Source organism: Lentzea terrae, from assembly GCF_003265345.1.
Classification (GTDB): Bacteria; Actinomycetota; Actinomycetes; order Mycobacteriales; family Pseudonocardiaceae; genus Lentzea; species Lentzea terrae.
Window position 1 is genome coordinate 88691 of sequence record NZ_QFWW01000021.1, and the last position, 14257, is coordinate 102947.

The 14257-nt window shown below is 68.3% G+C and carries 19 protein-coding genes and 2 pseudogenes; 13 read left to right on the forward strand and 8 right to left on the reverse strand.

Features of this window, described 5'->3' with window-relative positions; genetic code table 11:
* Positions 1–307 precede the first annotated feature (307 nt).
* From DI276_RS25775 to DI276_RS25790, 5 genes and pseudogenes are all read right to left on the reverse strand, one after another.
* Positions 308–1234, reverse strand: a complete 927-nt coding sequence (locus tag DI276_RS25775) for a hypothetical protein (RefSeq protein WP_157984936.1) — start codon at positions 1232–1234, stop codon at positions 308–310.
* The gene (locus DI276_RS25780; protein ID WP_112267830.1) at positions 1231–1497 is read right to left on the reverse strand and encodes a hypothetical protein; all 267 of its coding nucleotides are present in this window, start codon (positions 1495–1497) and stop codon (positions 1231–1233) included. The genes DI276_RS25775 and DI276_RS25780 overlap by 4 nt, the downstream gene beginning before the upstream one ends.
* Positions 1498–1681: 184 nt before the next feature.
* Positions 1682–2584 carry a nicotinate phosphoribosyltransferase gene (locus DI276_RS25785; protein WP_232836910.1) on the reverse strand — a complete coding sequence of 301 codons (903 nt, stop codon included), beginning with the start codon at positions 2582–2584 and terminating at the stop codon, positions 1682–1684.
* Between the two features lie 118 nt (positions 2585–2702).
* Positions 2703–3020: pseudogene (locus DI276_RS52355) on the reverse strand (nicotinate phosphoribosyltransferase); the annotation flags it as partial.
* Positions 3021–3081: 61 nt separating this feature from the next.
* Positions 3082–3963, reverse strand: coding sequence for an AMIN-like domain-containing (lipo)protein (locus tag DI276_RS25790; RefSeq protein ID WP_112267832.1), 882 nt, complete (start codon positions 3961–3963; stop codon positions 3082–3084).
* 179 nt (positions 3964–4142) lie between these two features.
* Here DI276_RS25790 and DI276_RS52360 point away from each other — a divergent pair, with 179 nt between their 5' ends.
* The 4 genes from DI276_RS52360 (at position 4143) to phoU (ending at position 7284) form a co-directional block, all read left to right on the forward strand.
* The gene (locus DI276_RS52360; RefSeq protein WP_157984937.1) at positions 4143–4886 is read left to right on the forward strand and encodes an HAD family hydrolase; all 744 of its coding nucleotides are present in this window, start codon (positions 4143–4145) and stop codon (positions 4884–4886) included.
* Between the two features lie 44 nt (positions 4887–4930).
* Entirely contained in the window at positions 4931–5773 is an 843-nt protein-coding gene (locus DI276_RS25800) for a hypothetical protein (protein WP_232836942.1), read from the forward strand.
* A 160-nt stretch (positions 5774–5933) separates the two neighbouring features.
* Positions 5934–6593: a CBS domain-containing protein gene (locus tag DI276_RS25805; RefSeq protein ID WP_232836911.1), complete on the forward strand. Its 660-nt coding sequence runs from the start codon at positions 5934–5936 to the stop codon at positions 6591–6593.
* A 34-nt stretch (positions 6594–6627) separates the two neighbouring features.
* Complete coding sequence (gene phoU, locus DI276_RS25810) at positions 6628–7284, forward strand: phosphate signaling complex protein PhoU (RefSeq protein ID WP_112268244.1); 657 nt, start codon at positions 6628–6630, stop codon at positions 7282–7284.
* Here phoU and DI276_RS25815 read toward each other — a convergent pair.
* Positions 7281–7763: an adenosine-specific kinase gene (locus tag DI276_RS25815; protein WP_112267840.1), complete on the reverse strand. Its 483-nt coding sequence runs from the start codon at positions 7761–7763 to the stop codon at positions 7281–7283. The two genes, phoU and DI276_RS25815, sit on opposite strands and share 4 nt — an antisense overlap.
* Positions 7764–7894: 131 nt before the next feature.
* On the opposite strand from DI276_RS25815, the gene DI276_RS52365 reads away from it, so the two are divergent.
* Positions 7895–8356, forward strand: a complete 462-nt coding sequence (locus tag DI276_RS52365) for a universal stress protein (RefSeq protein ID WP_232836912.1) — start codon at positions 7895–7897, stop codon at positions 8354–8356.
* Positions 8353–8772 (forward strand): universal stress protein, encoded by a 420-nt coding sequence (locus DI276_RS52370; RefSeq protein WP_232836913.1) that lies wholly within the window; start codon positions 8353–8355, stop codon positions 8770–8772. The genes DI276_RS52365 and DI276_RS52370 overlap by 4 nt, the downstream gene beginning before the upstream one ends.
* Positions 8773–8816: 44 nt before the next feature.
* On the opposite strand, the gene DI276_RS52375 is transcribed toward DI276_RS52370, so the two are convergent.
* Positions 8817–9104 carry a fructose 1,6-bisphosphatase gene (locus tag DI276_RS52375; protein ID WP_232836914.1) on the reverse strand — a complete coding sequence of 96 codons (288 nt, stop codon included), beginning with the start codon at positions 9102–9104 and terminating at the stop codon, positions 8817–8819.
* A gap of 108 nt (positions 9105–9212) precedes the next feature.
* Between DI276_RS52375 and DI276_RS25830 the strand changes: the two genes are divergently transcribed.
* Entirely contained in the window at positions 9213–9758 is a 546-nt protein-coding gene (locus DI276_RS25830; RefSeq protein WP_408610576.1) for an RtcB family protein, read from the forward strand.
* Positions 9759–9957: 199 nt separating this feature from the next.
* On the opposite strand, the gene DI276_RS25835 is transcribed toward DI276_RS25830, so the two are convergent.
* Positions 9958–10317 carry a hypothetical protein gene (locus DI276_RS25835; RefSeq protein WP_112267844.1) on the reverse strand — a complete coding sequence of 120 codons (360 nt, stop codon included), beginning with the start codon at positions 10315–10317 and terminating at the stop codon, positions 9958–9960.
* 633 nt (positions 10318–10950) lie between these two features.
* Here DI276_RS25835 and DI276_RS53445 point away from each other — a divergent pair.
* The 6 genes and pseudogenes from DI276_RS53445 to DI276_RS51240 form a co-directional block, all read left to right on the forward strand.
* Positions 10951–11055: pseudogene (locus tag DI276_RS53445) on the forward strand (flavodoxin domain-containing protein); the annotation flags it as partial.
* 77 nt (positions 11056–11132) lie between these two features.
* Positions 11133–11327 carry a hypothetical protein gene (locus DI276_RS52380; RefSeq protein ID WP_232836915.1) on the forward strand — a complete coding sequence of 65 codons (195 nt, stop codon included), beginning with the start codon at positions 11133–11135 and terminating at the stop codon, positions 11325–11327.
* A gap of 38 nt (positions 11328–11365) precedes the next feature.
* Positions 11366–11728, forward strand: coding sequence for a carboxymuconolactone decarboxylase family protein (locus DI276_RS25845; protein WP_112267848.1), 363 nt, complete (start codon positions 11366–11368; stop codon positions 11726–11728).
* Positions 11728–12825 (forward strand): N-acetylglucosamine-6-phosphate deacetylase, encoded by a 1098-nt coding sequence (gene nagA, locus DI276_RS25850; protein ID WP_112267850.1) that lies wholly within the window; start codon positions 11728–11730, stop codon positions 12823–12825. The genes DI276_RS25845 and nagA overlap by 1 nt, the downstream gene beginning before the upstream one ends.
* Positions 12826–13427: 602 nt before the next feature.
* Positions 13428–13814: an HAD-IC family P-type ATPase gene (locus DI276_RS25855; protein WP_232836916.1), complete on the forward strand. Its 387-nt coding sequence runs from the start codon at positions 13428–13430 to the stop codon at positions 13812–13814.
* A 195-nt stretch (positions 13815–14009) separates the two neighbouring features.
* Positions 14010–14168, forward strand: a complete 159-nt coding sequence (locus DI276_RS51240; protein ID WP_198680898.1) for a DUF6307 family protein — start codon at positions 14010–14012, stop codon at positions 14166–14168.
* Positions 14169–14257: the final 89 nt, after the last annotated feature.

Genomic DNA, 14257 nt, shown 5'->3' on the forward strand with positions numbered 1-14257 from the left:
GGCCCCAGCCTCTTGAGCCCGATCAGATCGAACGCTTCAGAGTAGATCGGCAGGACCGTCTGGGCGGAGTCATCCACGAGTATCGCTGTGCGGCCTAACCTGCATGGACGGGCTTTTCGGCACGCACAACGGTCGTGAGAACCGCAAGTACGGTCCACTACCACGTGCGCACCGATGGTTCCGGACCAGTCGAAGCCACAGAGCTGAGGTTCGGCGGAAGCAGATCACCGGCCGCTGGCCGAAACGAGCACGGCTGACGTCGGAAGCCAGTTCAGCCAGCCGCCCATTCCAGGATGCTGGCCGGAGGTCAGTGGTTGTCTGGTGTGGCCGGCAGTGGTGGTGCAGAGTCGCGCATGTAGCCGATGCCCGCGGTCACGACGTAGTTCGCCGATGCCGCATCCAGCTTCCAGGGATGTCGCACTAGCAGGCGTCGCAGGCTGCTGCTGTCCGCGATCTGTGCCGGCCGTGTGGGAAGTCGAGCGAACCACTGTCCGTCCTGACCCCAGTGCGGGTCTGAAGCGTCATCCACCGCGGCGGCGAAGCGGTCGACCAGATGTGGCCACGCCGGTGTGCCCCACCAATGGTGGCACGCGAGTCCGCCGTGCGCTGCGGCGCGCCCGAATGCGAAGTGGTTGCTGCGCTCCTCGGCGAGGGCGACGACGGCACCCAGGGTTTCGGCGACGTGGTCGTCGAATTCGCCGAGTCCGTCGCCAGCGATGTCCGCGAGGGTGAGTCCGATGGGCAGATTGCGCTTGGGGTCGGTGAACCAGCGGTAGAGCTTGCGGAGAAGCCATTCCACGGCGCCGATGTCGATTGTGTCGAGATCGGTCGTGGAGGAGTGGGCGTCGATGCCGCAGTCGGTGCGCCAGCGTCGGATCATGTCGCGGACCCGATGGGTTGTGTGGGAGTTGACTCGCAGGATGCCGCCGTCACTGAGCGGTCCATCACCTGCATGCCAGTCCTCCACGGGACTGTTGCGCCACGCGCTGTTGACCAGCCCGACGGCCGCCATGTCCAGCACCGCGCCTACCTGATCGGGATCGATGCCGACTTGGTGGCGCAGCATTTGCGCTACCAGGAGTTCCTCTTGTTTTGTTGGGCGGTCAGCTCGTCGGGCTTCATCGTGTCCTTGTTCGTGTTCGTCGGCATGCCCTGGGCTGTCGCTGACTGTAACTGCCGCAGCGATGGGCTCAGCACCACCCATACGAGCGACAGATTCCAATGCGCTGATCAACGTGACAGTGGATGTGGTTCGCCGGTCAGTGCCGACAGTGCGGTGGCGACTTCGCGCGGCACACCTTTGATGTAGGTGAGGGTGGAGCCGTCTTTGGCGTCGGTGTGACCGGCGTAGGCGCGTGCGATGCCGTAGCCGAAGTTGCGTTCGACGCAGATGAGTGTGGTGTGGCGCCGCCAATGCGTGGACACACCGAGCTTCGCAGCCCACGGGAGTGCTGTCGGAATGCGGGTCCAGAGGTGGTCGTAGCGGCGGCTCGTCAACGGCGTGTGGTTCGCGTACCGCAGCAGGGCGTCGGTTGGTGATACTGCACCGCGGCAGGCTGCATGGGAGATCGCGCTCGAGCGGAACTCGGCGATCGTGTTCCCCCGCGCAGTTCATGGACAGCGTCCGCTCGATGAACACGTTCCTGGACAGGGAGATTCCGGCCGCTCGTGACCCGCTGGGTCAGTTTGGCTGACCGGTGAGCGACCGGTGCACGCGCTCGGTGAGCGCGCGCAGCCGGTCGCTGGTCCGTACTTCGACCGGAACGGGGGAGGTGAGGTCGAGCGTGTGCTCCGGTTGCCACGCCAGGTCGACGGTGAACCTGTCTCGCGCGTCATCGACCTGCTCGGGTTCCGTCCGAAGTGGACCTGTTCGTGCTCCGGCGGTCATGACGGTCGTCAGCAGTGGCTCGTGGCCGGGCGGTGGGTCTTCGTTGCGCAGCGCGAGAACGTCTCGCGGCCCGAAGGCGGTGCGGAACACCTGCTTGGCGCCGGGTGCGGTGGCCTTGCCAGTGGACAGCTTCATCACCGGCTTGCCGTCGTACTCCACGAGCTTGTAAGCACTGTCCAGGGACGGTGCGTCGGCGGAGACGCCCATGCGCGTGCCGACACCGAAGGCGTCGATCGGTGCACCATGCGCGACGAGTGCGGCGATGGAGTGTTCGTCGAGTCCGCCGCTGGCGACGATGCGTGCCGCGGTCAGCCCGGCCTTGTCGAGCTGTCGGCGGGCGTCCGCTGCCAGCGAGCAGAGGTCACCGGAGTCGAGCCGGACTCCGAAGGGATGCTGCGGAGGCAGGTGCCGCGCCACCTCGATGGCCCTGCCGACGCCTTCGGGCGTGTCGTAGGTGTCGACCAGGAAGACCGTCGCGCTGGGAAAGTCCTCGGCGAACGCCTCGAACGCCGCCCGCTCGCCGGGGAACGCCAGGATGTAGGAATGGGCCGTTGTGCCCGTGGCCGTGAGTCCGTACCGCCGGGCGGCGGCCACGTAGCTGGTGCCGCTGAACCCCGCGAGCGCCGAAGCCCTCGCGGACTGCCAGAGCTGCCTCGTGACCGTGCGTGCGGCGCGCGGCGAAGTGGACGACGTCACGTCCCGCCGCCGCGATACGGCAGCGGGCGGCCTTGGAGGCGATGGTGCTCTGGAACGTCACCAGGTTCAGCAACGCCGTCTCCACCAGCTGCGCCTCGGCGATGGGCGCGGTCACCTCGAGCAGCGGTTCACCGGCGAACACGGCCCGTCCCTCCGGGACAGCTCGGACGTCGCCGGTGAACCGCAGATCCCGCAACGCGGTACACGCCGCAGCGTCCAGGACGGCTGCGTCGCGGAGGTAGTCGAGCTCGTCCTCGGTGAACCGGAACCGTTCGAGAAACGAGAGGCAGTCCGCCAGACCGGCGGCGACGAGGAAGCCGCGCGCCGCCGGAAGGGCGCGGGCGAACAAGCTGAACGTCGCCGGCGCCGTCATCCCGCGGCGCAGGTAGCTCACCGCCATCCGGATCTCGTACAGGTCGGTGCACAGGCCCGTCATCCGTCGAGGCTCACCCAGCCGGGGCCGGGCGGACTGGGCCGAACGACCCTGCCACGGGTGCCTACGGCTCGAGGCATTCGGGGATCGAGTCGGTCTGGCCGGTCGGCTGTTCGGTGTTTCCGGCGGGGTCGTAGATCTTGACCCAGCGCACCGAGCTGAACTGCTTGAGCGTCGGGAAGATTTCTCCGGCGATGGTGAACGTCGAGCCGTGGCTGGAACATCCGCCGGTGAGCCGGACGCGCGCGATGCCGTTCGAGATGGACAGGTTGGTGAAGCCGGTGGCGTCGGAGTTGACGAACCGCAGTCGCTGGGCCAGTTCCTCCTGGGTGGGGCCAGCGAAGAGGCGTTGCAGCGCGCCGCGCGCGGTGGCCGGGGGGATCACCGGCCGGGACACGGCTCGGGTGTAGGGCTCGATGCCCGGTTCGAACCGGTTGAGGTCGAGGAAGTGGACGTCGACCGGCACGGTGCGGAACGGGGTGCTGATGTCGACGACGACCCTGCTCGGGTTGGTGAGGGTGAAGGTGTTCACCGTGGTCTGGCGGGCGAGCCCGATGCCGAAGGTGAGGACGCCTTCGAAGTCGCCGGAGTTCACGACCTGGATCACGTTGGGCAGCGGGTAGGTGCGGCGGGTCGGGCCGTAGGTCACGTTGCCGTTCTCGTCGTGCCCGGACGCGGACGCCATGCGCACCTGGAGGATCGCGTCGCCGACCACGGGCACCGGTAAGCCGGAGGGGTCGCCGATCAGCTCGGGCACGTATCCGACGTCACGTTGCGCGGGAAGCGGCCCGGCGAACTCGAACACCACGCGGTCGTAGTCGGGGTGGTGTGCCGCCCGGATCGCCATGAGCGTGGTGGTCTGCTGTGCGGCCGTAGCGGGTGCTGCCGTTGCGCCGAATGCGGCGAACAGCAGCAGCGTTGCGGCGAGGATGCGAATTCTGGTCATCGAGGTCCCCCTCGTGGACTGGGCGGGCGTTGTGCTCGCCGTTCCCAGATCTAGACCTCGGGCCGCCTTCCCCGTAGAGCAGAAGGTCCCCGGTAGCCCGTCGGCGGCGTGGGACGAACTGCTCTGGGAGCAGGTGGAATACCTGTGTAGCAAGGGGTTTATGAGTTTCCGTTACTACCGTGCAGTGGCGCTGGACCTGGACGGGACGAATCGCCTGCGGTGGTCCGCCGGGGGAGGAAGTCCTGGCCGCCGTCCGCGATGCCCGTGCGGGCGGAATACGGGTGCTGCTCGTGTCTGGGCGCATTCTCGCCGAGTTGGAGGCTGAGTTTCCCGGTCTGGCGGGTGAGTTCGACGCTGTCGTCGCGGAGAACGGAGCGGTGTTGGCGTTGTCCGGGGTGGTACGTCCGCTCGCACGACCGGTGGATCCACAGCTGTTGCGGTGGCTGACCGAGCGCGGTGTCGCGGTGCGCCGGGGAATGGTGATCCTGGCGCTGCAGGCGTCCGCGGCGCATCTCGCGCTGGACGCCGTGCAGGACCTGCGGCTGGACGCGCAGCTGGTGCGCAACCGCGGCGAGCTCATGGTGCTGCCCGCGGGTGTGACGAAGGGCGGCGGTCTGGTCGACGCGCTGAGCGAGCTGGGAGTGTCACCGCACAGTGCGATCGCCGTCGGTGATGCCGAGAACGATCACGCCCTGCTCGAGGCGGCCGAGCTGGGAGTCGCCGTCAGCAATGCGGTGGACTCCCTCGTCGCGCACGCCGATCTCGTGCTGCCCGCGCCGAACGGCGTCGGGTGGCGGCGCTGCTCGCCGGCCCGGTGCTCGGCGGCACCGAGCTGGCCGTCTCCGGCCGCTGGAGGATCCACCTCGGAATCGACAGCGAGGGCCGGACGGTCACCGTCCCAGCGGCGCAGACGTCCGTGTTGATCACCGGGAAACCCGGTGCGGGCAAGTCTTATCTGGCGGGGCTGGTGGCCGAGCAGCTGATCGGGATGGGCTACTCGATCGTGGTCTTCGATCCGGAAGGTGATCACACCGAGCTCGGGATGCTCAACGGCACGACGGTGTTCGGCGCCGACGGGCGCCTCCCACCGCCGTGGGAGCTGATCCAGTTCGTGCGCCACGACAACAGCGTCGTGCTGGACCTGTCGTTGCTGGACGACGGGCGGCGCAACGACTACGCCCGTGAGGTGTCCCGGTTGCTGCAGCACCACCGCGACCGCACCGGGCTGCCGCACTGGATCGTGCTGGACGAGGCGCACTGGCCGCTGGGACGGTTGCACCACCACGCGTTCCGGCCGGACGGTCTGGGGTATTGCCTCGCCACGTACCAGCCACACGAGCTCACTCCCGCCGTGGCGCAGGGAGTGCAGTGGCACGTCACCGTGTGCGGCGATGGTGAGGCGGTGCTGGGCGGAGCCGGCGTCATGACGGCTTTCCGCATCGCTGACCGGCGGACGGATCACGTGCGGCACCAGCACAAGTACACGAGCACCGACCTGCCGCGGTACCGCGGTTTCCACTTCCGCGACGACGACGGGCCGACCGGTGCGGTCGCGGCGAACCTCAACCAGTTCGTCGACGTCCTGCGCCACTGCGACACCGGCGTGCTGCACCACCACTCCATGGGCCGGGACATGTCTCGGTGGATCCGGGACGTGCACCGCGACCAGACGCTGGCCGGCCACCTGCGCAGGCTGGAGAGCCGCATCGCGGCGGGCGCACCCGCCGGCGAGGTCAGGCCGTTGCTCGTGAAGGCGATCGAGCAACGCTACAGCTTGAGCAAGGTGACGCGGATCTCGACGGACGGATGAGCTCGCGGGCTGGAGCCCACCGGCTGGAGCCCACCGGCTCAACGCCGCGGAGACGAAAGTCCCTGTGGTCCGCGGTGCTTCAGGAGCAGCCTGGGTGTGCTGCGCCTCATCGACCAGACACGCGGAGTACGCCATGCGCCAACCTTCTGTTGCTTCACTGATGACCAGCGAGGTGATCAGCGCGAACCCGGACACGCCGTTCAAGGACCTCGTGGAGCTGATGGAAGAACACCGCATCAGCGCCGTCCCGATCGTTGAAGGTGACTACGCCATAGGTGTGGTGTCGGACGCCGACCTGCTGCCGAAGGAGGAATTCCGCGGCGGCACCGCGGAGAAGCCCGCGATCCTGTCGAGCCGGGCGGAGAAACGCCGCTGGCAGCGGGCACACGGCGTGACCGCGCGGGAGGTGATGACGACGCCGGTGCGCATGATAGGCATGAACGCCTCGGCCGGTATTGCGGCGCGGGAGCTCGCGAAGGCCGGTGCGCGCAGGCTGTTCGTCGCCGACGTGGACGGCTCGCTCGTGGGCGTGCTGTCCCGGCGTGACCTGCTCAAGGTGTTCGTGAAGGACGACGAGACGCTGCACGACGAGATTCTGCACGAGGTCTTCGGCAGCTCGACGTGGCTCAATCCGGCGACGGTGGAAGTCGTGGTGCACGACGGTGTGGTGACGCTGCGCGGACTGGTGGAACGGCGCAGCGACGTGGAGCTCGCCGCGCACTTGGTCCGGGCGATGCCAGGCGTCGTGGACCTGACGAACCTCCTGTCGTACGAGTGGGACGACACTCTGCGCCCCCGTCCCGCGGGGACCTTCGGCTGAGCCACGGTCAATCGGTGTTGGAGAGGTGTTCACCATGCGCGAGGCGTTCGACGCGGAACTCGCCCGGTTCCGCGATCAGCTGGCCGCTCTGGCCAAGGACACGAAAGACGCGATGACCCGTGCCACAACGGCACTGCTCGACAACTCCCTCGCCGAGGCGGCCGGTGTTGTCGGCGATGACGACGAACTGGTGGGCCTGCATCACCGGATCGATCAGCAGGCTCTCGTGCTGCTCGCCCGGCAGCAACCGGTGGCGGGCGATCTCCGCACGATCATGGCGGGGTTGCGGATGAGTGCAGACCTCAAGCGCATGGCGACGCTGGCCCGGCACATCGCCGAGCTGGTGACGCGACGGCACCCGCGGCCGGTCGTGCCGTCCGAGGTGCGCCAGACCGTGGTGGCGATGGGCGCGGTGGCAGTCCGGCTGGCTGGGGCAGCCCAAGACGCCGTCACGACGGAGAATGTCGACGCGGCAACGGCTCTGGAGCGTGCCGATGACGTGATGGACGATCTGCTCACGTCGCTCTACCGCACGTTGGTCGTCGATCACCGGTGGGACGTCGAGACGGCGATGGACCTGACCCTGCTGGGCCGGTACTACGAGCGGTTCGCCGACCATGCGGTATCCGTGGCCAAGCGGGTCGCGTTCGCCGCGGGTACCCGTCGACCGGAGGCTGCTCCGTCCAGTTAGGACTTGTAACCGATGCGACGCAGCAGTGCCTTGCGTTCGGCCTGGTCGTCGGCGGTCTCGACGCCGAGCGGCTGGCCGCCGTCCACCACGCCGATGATGCCCCTGCCGAGCGCGGTGCCGGCGAGGAGCAGGTCGACCGGGTTGGCAGTGGCGCAGAAGACGGTGCAGACCTCGGGCACCTGCTTGATCGCATTGAGGACGTTGACCGGATATCCCTCGCGTAGGAACACGATGAACGAGTGGCCGGCTCCGATGGCGTGAGCGTTCTTGATCGCGAGCTCCACCAGGTCCGGGTCGTTGCCGGAGTGGCGGACGAGCCTGGGCCCGGAGGCCTCGCAGAAGGCGAGTCCGAACCGCAGGTGCGGGCTCGCGCCGGCGAGTGCCTCGTGCAGGTCCTCGACCGACTTGATGAAGTGCGCCTGCCCGATGATGACGTTGAGGTCGTCGGGCTTCTCGACCCTGACCGCGATGATGGACATCGATCGAGTTTGGCCTGCGTGCGACCGTCGGGTTCAGTGGCGAAAGTCCTCGCGGACCAGGCAACTCTGCCCCGTGTGATCCGTGCCCGTGCGCCCTGCCGCAGACCACCGGCGGGCAGGACGCTGGGTGCATGAGCAAGGGACCTGGAGCTCCGGTCGTGGTCGGTGTCGACGGCTCGGCTTCGGCGCTCGAGGCTGTCGCGTGGGCAGCCGACGAGTGCCTGCGCCACCGTGCGCCGTTGCGTCTGGTGCACGCGTATCTGATGCCGATCCCCAGTCGCAATGACATCGGGCTCGTCGGCGAAGACCTGAACCGTGCGTTGCAGGCGCAGGGCCGCAAGTGGTTGCGGCGAGCGCAGGACACGGCTCGTGTCATCGCACCGGACGTCACCGTCACCACCCGCATCGCCTGCACCGGTGACGTGCCGCTGCTCGTCGACGAGTCCGAACGGGCCCGGCTGGTCGTGCTGGGTTCGAGAGGTCTCGGCGGCTTCAGCGACCTCCTCGTCGGATCCACCGCCCTCGCACTGGTGTCACACGGAAGTGCCCCGTGGTCGTCGCGCGGGACACACCCGCGCCCGACGGACCCGTGATCGTCGGCGTGGACGGCTCACCGGTGAGCGAGGCCGCGGTGGCGTTCGCGTTCGAGGCCGCGTCGATCCGCGGCGCGTCGCTCACCGCCGTGATGTCGTGGCAGGACTTCCTGCTCGACAGCGGCTACCACGACACGAAGATCGCCACCGACTGGACACAGGTCGAGGACGACGAGCGGCGGCTGCTCGCACAACGGCTCGCCGGCTGGCAGGAGAAGTACCCCGACGTGTACGTCGACCGGGTGGTGGAGCGCGACCGCGCCGCGCGGGTGCTCATGCGGCTCGGCGAGCGGGCGCGGCTGCTGGTCGTCGGCAGCCACGGCCGCGGCGGCTTCACCGGGATGCTGCTCGGTTCGACGGCCAGAACCCTCGTGCACCACGCGCCCTGCCCGCTGGCGGTCGTCCGGCGATCGTGAATGGTGTCCGTAGCTATGGCTACGGAAGCCACTCACGACCCTGGTTACCGCGGGACCGGCAGCGGTGCGGCGGCCATGGGTTCCCAGCGGTCTGCGAGCCGCTGCTCCAGCTGGTGCATGGTGGTGTACTCGAGGTCCTCCAGTGGCAGGCGGTGTGGTTCGAAGGGGCCGTGCCTGCGCAGGTAGTCCAGTTGTCGCTGCGGTTCGGCTACACCAGGCTGGCGCATCGCGACGAGGCGCGATGGATCCACGACCGGTTCACCAAGGCCTGCGCCGAGTTCGGCACCGACGTGACCCAGGTGGAAGACCGACTCGTCGTGCGATGGCGACACCGATGAACCTCATCCGGGAAGGACGGTTCCGGCTGAGGATCGAACCACACGGCCGGATGCGCGTTTCCGGCATCGTGTTCGCCTCGGAGGAACTGCTGCCAGACCCGCGTGCCGACCTCGCACTCGAGCAGGTCGTCAACATCGCGACCCCTGCCCGGCATCGACCGGGCCACGCTCACCCCGCATCTCGAGGCTGTGATGAACACCCTCGACCACGCGATACCCCGCGGGATGCACGGGGGAGGGGTGTGGAGCCTGTCCGGTGAGCCGCACCTGCGCCGCGTGCTCGCCGACGGAGTGCCCTATGCGCTGGACTGCCGGCATGGCGTGCAACGCGACCTGGACCGTTGCGAAGACGGAGGCGTGGTGCTCGGCGCCGACCCGACCCGGAGCAGCGCCCGAGCGCTCGAACGGGGACTCGGGCAGGTCGGCGGCCTCGGCTCCGGCAAACACTCCCTGGAGACCCAGGAGGTCGACCACATCCACGACGACACCACGGCTGCTGCGTTCGGCCTGCGACCTCACCAGATCTGCGTGATGAGCCACTGCGGCTCGCGCGGGCTGTCGACCGAGAGCGTCCGCCGCATCGAGAGCCGGGCATTGGCACGGTTGCGGAACCGACTGCACCCCGGCACGCCGGCGCGAGCAGCCTGATGGTCCGTGTCGACCCTCTGGGCAGGTCTTGAGCTCTTCGGACACCAGCGGCAGATCTGCTGTCCGGCGTCGCGAGCGCGCGACCGGCCCGTGGGTCCCGGCTGATCACGGTCTGTTGTGGACAGACGAGCGGCCGCCGTGCTCTACCGCGTGATCGGGGTGCCGGCGTCGTCGTGGCTGTCGTCGTGTTCGGCCGTCATCACCCCGTCCCCAGGATGTAGTGGCATCCGTTCCCGCCGGGGGCGAAGGTGGACTGGACGCCGCTCGCGGACCGGCTGGTGGTCACGCTGGAGTAGGTCGTGGTCAGGTTGTTGTACTGGAAGGTGAGCATGCCCGCCACGTTGCCCGCCCCGGTGCCGCCGATGCGGACCCACCTGCCGCTGCTGCCGGAGCTCGTGGCGAACGTCCCGTTGGCGTTGAAAGTGATCGTGACAGAGCTGTAGGTGCCGTCGCAGCCCCAGTCGTAGAACAAGGTGCCACTGCCCGGCGCGACCTGTGCGGTCCCCACCTCGGTGCCGGTGTCGGAGGGTTCCTGCTGCGCGGCCGCGGCGGCACCCACAGCGACACGACTCCCGTGATCCCGGCTGCGGCCAGGCATGCGGTCGCCGTGCTCGTCATGAGGTTGCGCCAGGAGAAACGTCGGTATTTCATCGTTGCTTTACCTCTCGTCCCATTCGTGCGGACGCGATCCGGCCCGTGGAGATGTGCCATCGGAAGGTTCGAGAAGAATTCTTCCTGATGTGTGCCGGTGCTCGCGGCCAGGATCTGCGTTAGATCATCAGTTTTATTTCCGTGAGGACGGGTAGGCAAGGGGCCGTTTCGTCACGTGTTTGTCCAGGTGGCTTGGGTTGATCGGGCGTCACGAGGAATGCAATCGTTCGTCGGCGCCTCAATTGCGAGAACGCGAAAAAAGAGGCGAAGGTCCCATGCCGATGCACGCCAAGGACTGTTCCGCTCGTCCAACAGTGACGAACAGACTCGGATCATGGTCCGTCGACAGGGCGAACCTCCACGACAACGCACGGCGGCGCGCAACCGCAGGAGGGTCGGATGAAGGTGCTCGTTGGTTTCGCGACAGCCGCCGGATCGACCGAGGGCGTCGCGCAGCGGATCGCGGGAATCGTGCGTGGGTACGGCCACGAGGTGGAGACGCACAACGTGGACGAGGTGACTCACGTTCGGCTACGACGCGTTCGTGCTCGGCAGCGCGGTGCACAACCAAGCCTGGTTGCCCAACGCGGCGGCGTTCCTGTCACGGGAACGCCAGGCGCTGTCCAGCAAGCCGGTGTGGTTGTTCAGCGTCGGCTTACCCGGTGCGTTGCGGGGCCGATGCGGAAGTGGGCCGGCTTGGAGGAATCCGACATCCTGGCGAACTTGGCGTCTGATGTGCGCCCGCTGGGGCACCGGTTGTTCACCGGCGTGGTCACCCCCGAGGCATTCGGCAAAGTCGGCGCGTGGAAGTTCCGGGTCATGGGCGGTCGGTTCGGCGACTTCCGCGACTGGGCGGCGATAGACGCCTGGGCGAACCAGATCGCGGAAGACCTCACCGACACCGAAACGCTCGGTTGAGACGGCGGTGCGATGAGTTCTCGGGAGGCAGGTGGGACATGAGCTACGGCAAAGAGGTGCGAGAGGCGCTGCGGGCGCCTACTCGCGCGTTGCGGCAGGCGATTCCGGGTGTGTACCAGGGGTATCGCGAGTTGCACGAGGCCGCGCTGGCGCCCGGCGCGCTGGACACCAAGGCCAAGGAGCTGATCGCGCTGGCGATCGCGGTGAGCAAGGAGTGCGACGGTTGCATTGCCGCGCACGCCCACGGCGCGGTGCAGCACGGAGCGACGCCGCAGGAGGCGGCGGAGGCCATTGGGGTGGCCTTCTTGATGAACGGTGGCCCGGCCACCGTGTACGGCGCTCGCGCGTTCGCCGCGTTCACCGAATTCCACGAGGCGCAGGGTGAACGGGCCGGTGCGTGATGCGCCTGGGTGTGGCCGCGGCGCTGGTCGGCGGCGTGTACCGGCGTGGTGACGTCGAGATCGACGACGAGGGCCGGGTCGCGGCGGTCGGTGTGCCGGGGCATGGACGTGGTCTGGCGGTGCCGGGGCTGGTCGACCTCCAGGTCAACGGGTTCGCCGGGGTGGACTTCCTGAACGCGGACGCGGAGGCCTTCGCTCATGCCGGTGCGGGACTCGCGCGGACCGGTGCGCTCGCGTACCAGCCGACCCTGATCACCAGCAGACCGGAGCAGACGATCGCCGCGATCACCGCGGCGAACAAGGCCCGGATGAACGGTGGAGCTCGGATTCTGGGTGTCCACCTGGAGGGGCCGTTCCTGTCGCCGCAGCGACCCGGCACCCACCCGGTGGAGTTGCTGCGGGCACCAGAGGTCGCGCTGGTGCGCCGGTTGCTGGCGGCGGGACCGGTGACCCAGATGACGCTCGCCCCCGAACTGCCCGGCGCTCTGGACGTGGTCACTGAGTGCGTGCGCGCCGGAGTGCTGGTGTCCTGCGGGCACAGCAACGCCACCGCCGCGCACGCGCACGCTGCGTTCGACCGCGGGGCGCGGCTGGTCACGCACCTGTTCGACGCGATGCGACCGTTCACCCACCGCGACCCCGGCATCGTCGGCGCCGCGCTGACTCGAGGTGAGGTATTGCTAGGCCTGATCGCCGATCCAAGCCACCTCGCGCAGGAGACCATCCGGCTCGCCTTCCAGACCGCACCCGGCCGGGTCGTGCTGGTCACCGACGCGCTCGCCGCCTGCGGACAGCCGGACGGGCACTACCAGTTGGGCGAGGTGGAGTTCGACGTCGCCGACGGGGTGGCCCGCCGCGCCGACGGCACGCTGGTCGGGTCGACGATCACACTCGTCGACGCGGTGCGGCACGCCTGCGACGCGGCGGGCGTGGGCGTGGAGCAGGCGTTCAACGCCGCCACTCGGACACCCGCGAGGTTGTTCCCCGGCAAGGACATCGGCCTGCTGCGCCCCGGCGACCGCGCGGACGTGCTCGTGCTCGACGACGAGCTGAGCGTGCGCACCGTGCTGCAGCACGGCGTCCCGCTCGACGTCTAGCGGGTCAGGTGATGGTCATCGGATTGGGCGACGTCGCCATCGCTTGCCTCCACCAGTTTGTGCGCTCGTCTCCTCGTTCACCTCGACGGGGTCCCGGCGCCGCGGCGGCAGGCGCTGGAGATCTCCTGTCCGGTCCGAGCATCGGCGGCCCCTTGGCCGCGTCCATGTTCCGCGCGACGAAGCAGGTGTCGATCTGGGTGAGGTTCGCGGAATGCGCCGGCGTGCGGGCGATCGCGCGGTGACGCAGTGAGCTCGGACAACGCAGCCTCGCTGCGCAGCCTCGCCGGACACGTCGGCGAGGTTGACCATCCGTCCACCGGGCGCTGTCCAAGTCACGGTGCGGAATCCGCAGGGCCCTGGTGTTGCGGCGGCGTGTCCGCGCACCGAGCCACCACCCTGACCGGCCTCACCTGGACCTGCTGGGATTCACCGGATCACGTTGTTCCGATGGAGGACTGCACAGGTGTGGAACCAGGTCCTTGGTCCCTCGCCTGGTGCCACACGTGTCGCGAGCATCGTTGCTGTGGACACAACTGTGGTGGGCGGGAAGCGTGTCGTCGGAGGCTCTTCGGCGGCGCGTCCGATGGACGTCGTGGTGGCGAGTGCGATGCGGTGCGACCGAGTTCGGGCGGATCGCGCTCGGTCTCGGGCAACGGCAACCGGAGACGGAGTTCCAGATCGGGCTGCGCCGGTTCTCGATGTTGCTGGTGAAGGTCGCGGCTGTGCTCACCGTCGCTGTCTTCGCGGTGAACCTGGTGATGGACCGACCTGTTCTCGACGCGCTGTTGTTCTCCCTGGCCATCGCGGTGGGCATCTCCCCGCAGCTGCTGCCCGCGGTGGTGTCCACCGGCGTTGCGGTGGGCTCACGGCAGCTCGCCCGGCACAAGGTGCTGGTGAAACGGTTGCTGTGCATCGAGGATCTGGAACACATCGAGGTCCTGTTAACCGACAAGACCGGCACGCTGACCGAGGGCCGGATCACCGGATGATCTGACGGATCCTCCCAGCACTGTCCAATATGGATGAACCCTGCGTCCTGTCGCGCTTCCAGCTGAACAGTGCGGGGAACCGCGGTGTCAGGGCAGTTGGTCTGCCGTAGCACGTGCCCTTCCGCTCTTCTGGACGCAGGGGACTGGATCGACCATGGAAGTACCAGGCGTGTGTCATCAGGAGAAGGAGGAGCGATGGTCACGGAACCGGTGTACGTGTCTCGCTACGAACAACGCGTGAAGCTGGTGCAGGACGTTCTGAAGGCCGACACGCCGTTGACGGTCGAACAGTCCCGCGCGCTGGCGATGAAGCTGCTGCGGACGCTCGACCGGATCCCCGAGAAGGTTCGCTGACCCCAGGATGCCGGTGGTCAGGAGGCGGTCATGAGGAACGACGGACCCGGTGGAACCGGGCGCACACCGACTGCTTGCCGCGTGGCGTT

Excerpts from the sequence above, each read along its gene's own strand:
- DI276_RS52365 (WP_232836912.1), top strand. The coding sequence starts at position 7,895 with ATGAGCAAGGGACCTGGAGCTCCGGTCGTGGTCGGTGTCGACGGCTCG.
- DI276_RS25815 (WP_112267840.1), bottom strand. The coding sequence starts at position 7,763 with ATGTCCATCATCGCGGTCAGGGTCGAGAAGCCCGACGACCTCAACGTC.
- DI276_RS25845 (WP_112267848.1), top strand. The coding sequence starts at position 11,366 with ATGAGCTACGGCAAAGAGGTGCGAGAGGCGCTGCGGGCGCCTACTCGC.
- DI276_RS25790 (WP_112267832.1), bottom strand. The coding sequence starts at position 3,963 with ATGACCAGAATTCGCATCCTCGCCGCAACGCTGCTGCTGTTCGCCGCA.
- nagA (WP_112267850.1), top strand. The coding sequence starts at position 11,728 with ATGCGCCTGGGTGTGGCCGCGGCGCTGGTCGGCGGCGTGTACCGGCGT.
- DI276_RS25805 (WP_232836911.1), top strand. The coding sequence starts at position 5,934 with ATGACCAGCGAGGTGATCAGCGCGAACCCGGACACGCCGTTCAAGGAC.
- phoU (WP_112268244.1), top strand. The coding sequence starts at position 6,628 with ATGCGCGAGGCGTTCGACGCGGAACTCGCCCGGTTCCGCGATCAGCTG.
- DI276_RS51240 (WP_198680898.1), top strand. The coding sequence starts at position 14,010 with ATGGTCACGGAACCGGTGTACGTGTCTCGCTACGAACAACGCGTGAAG.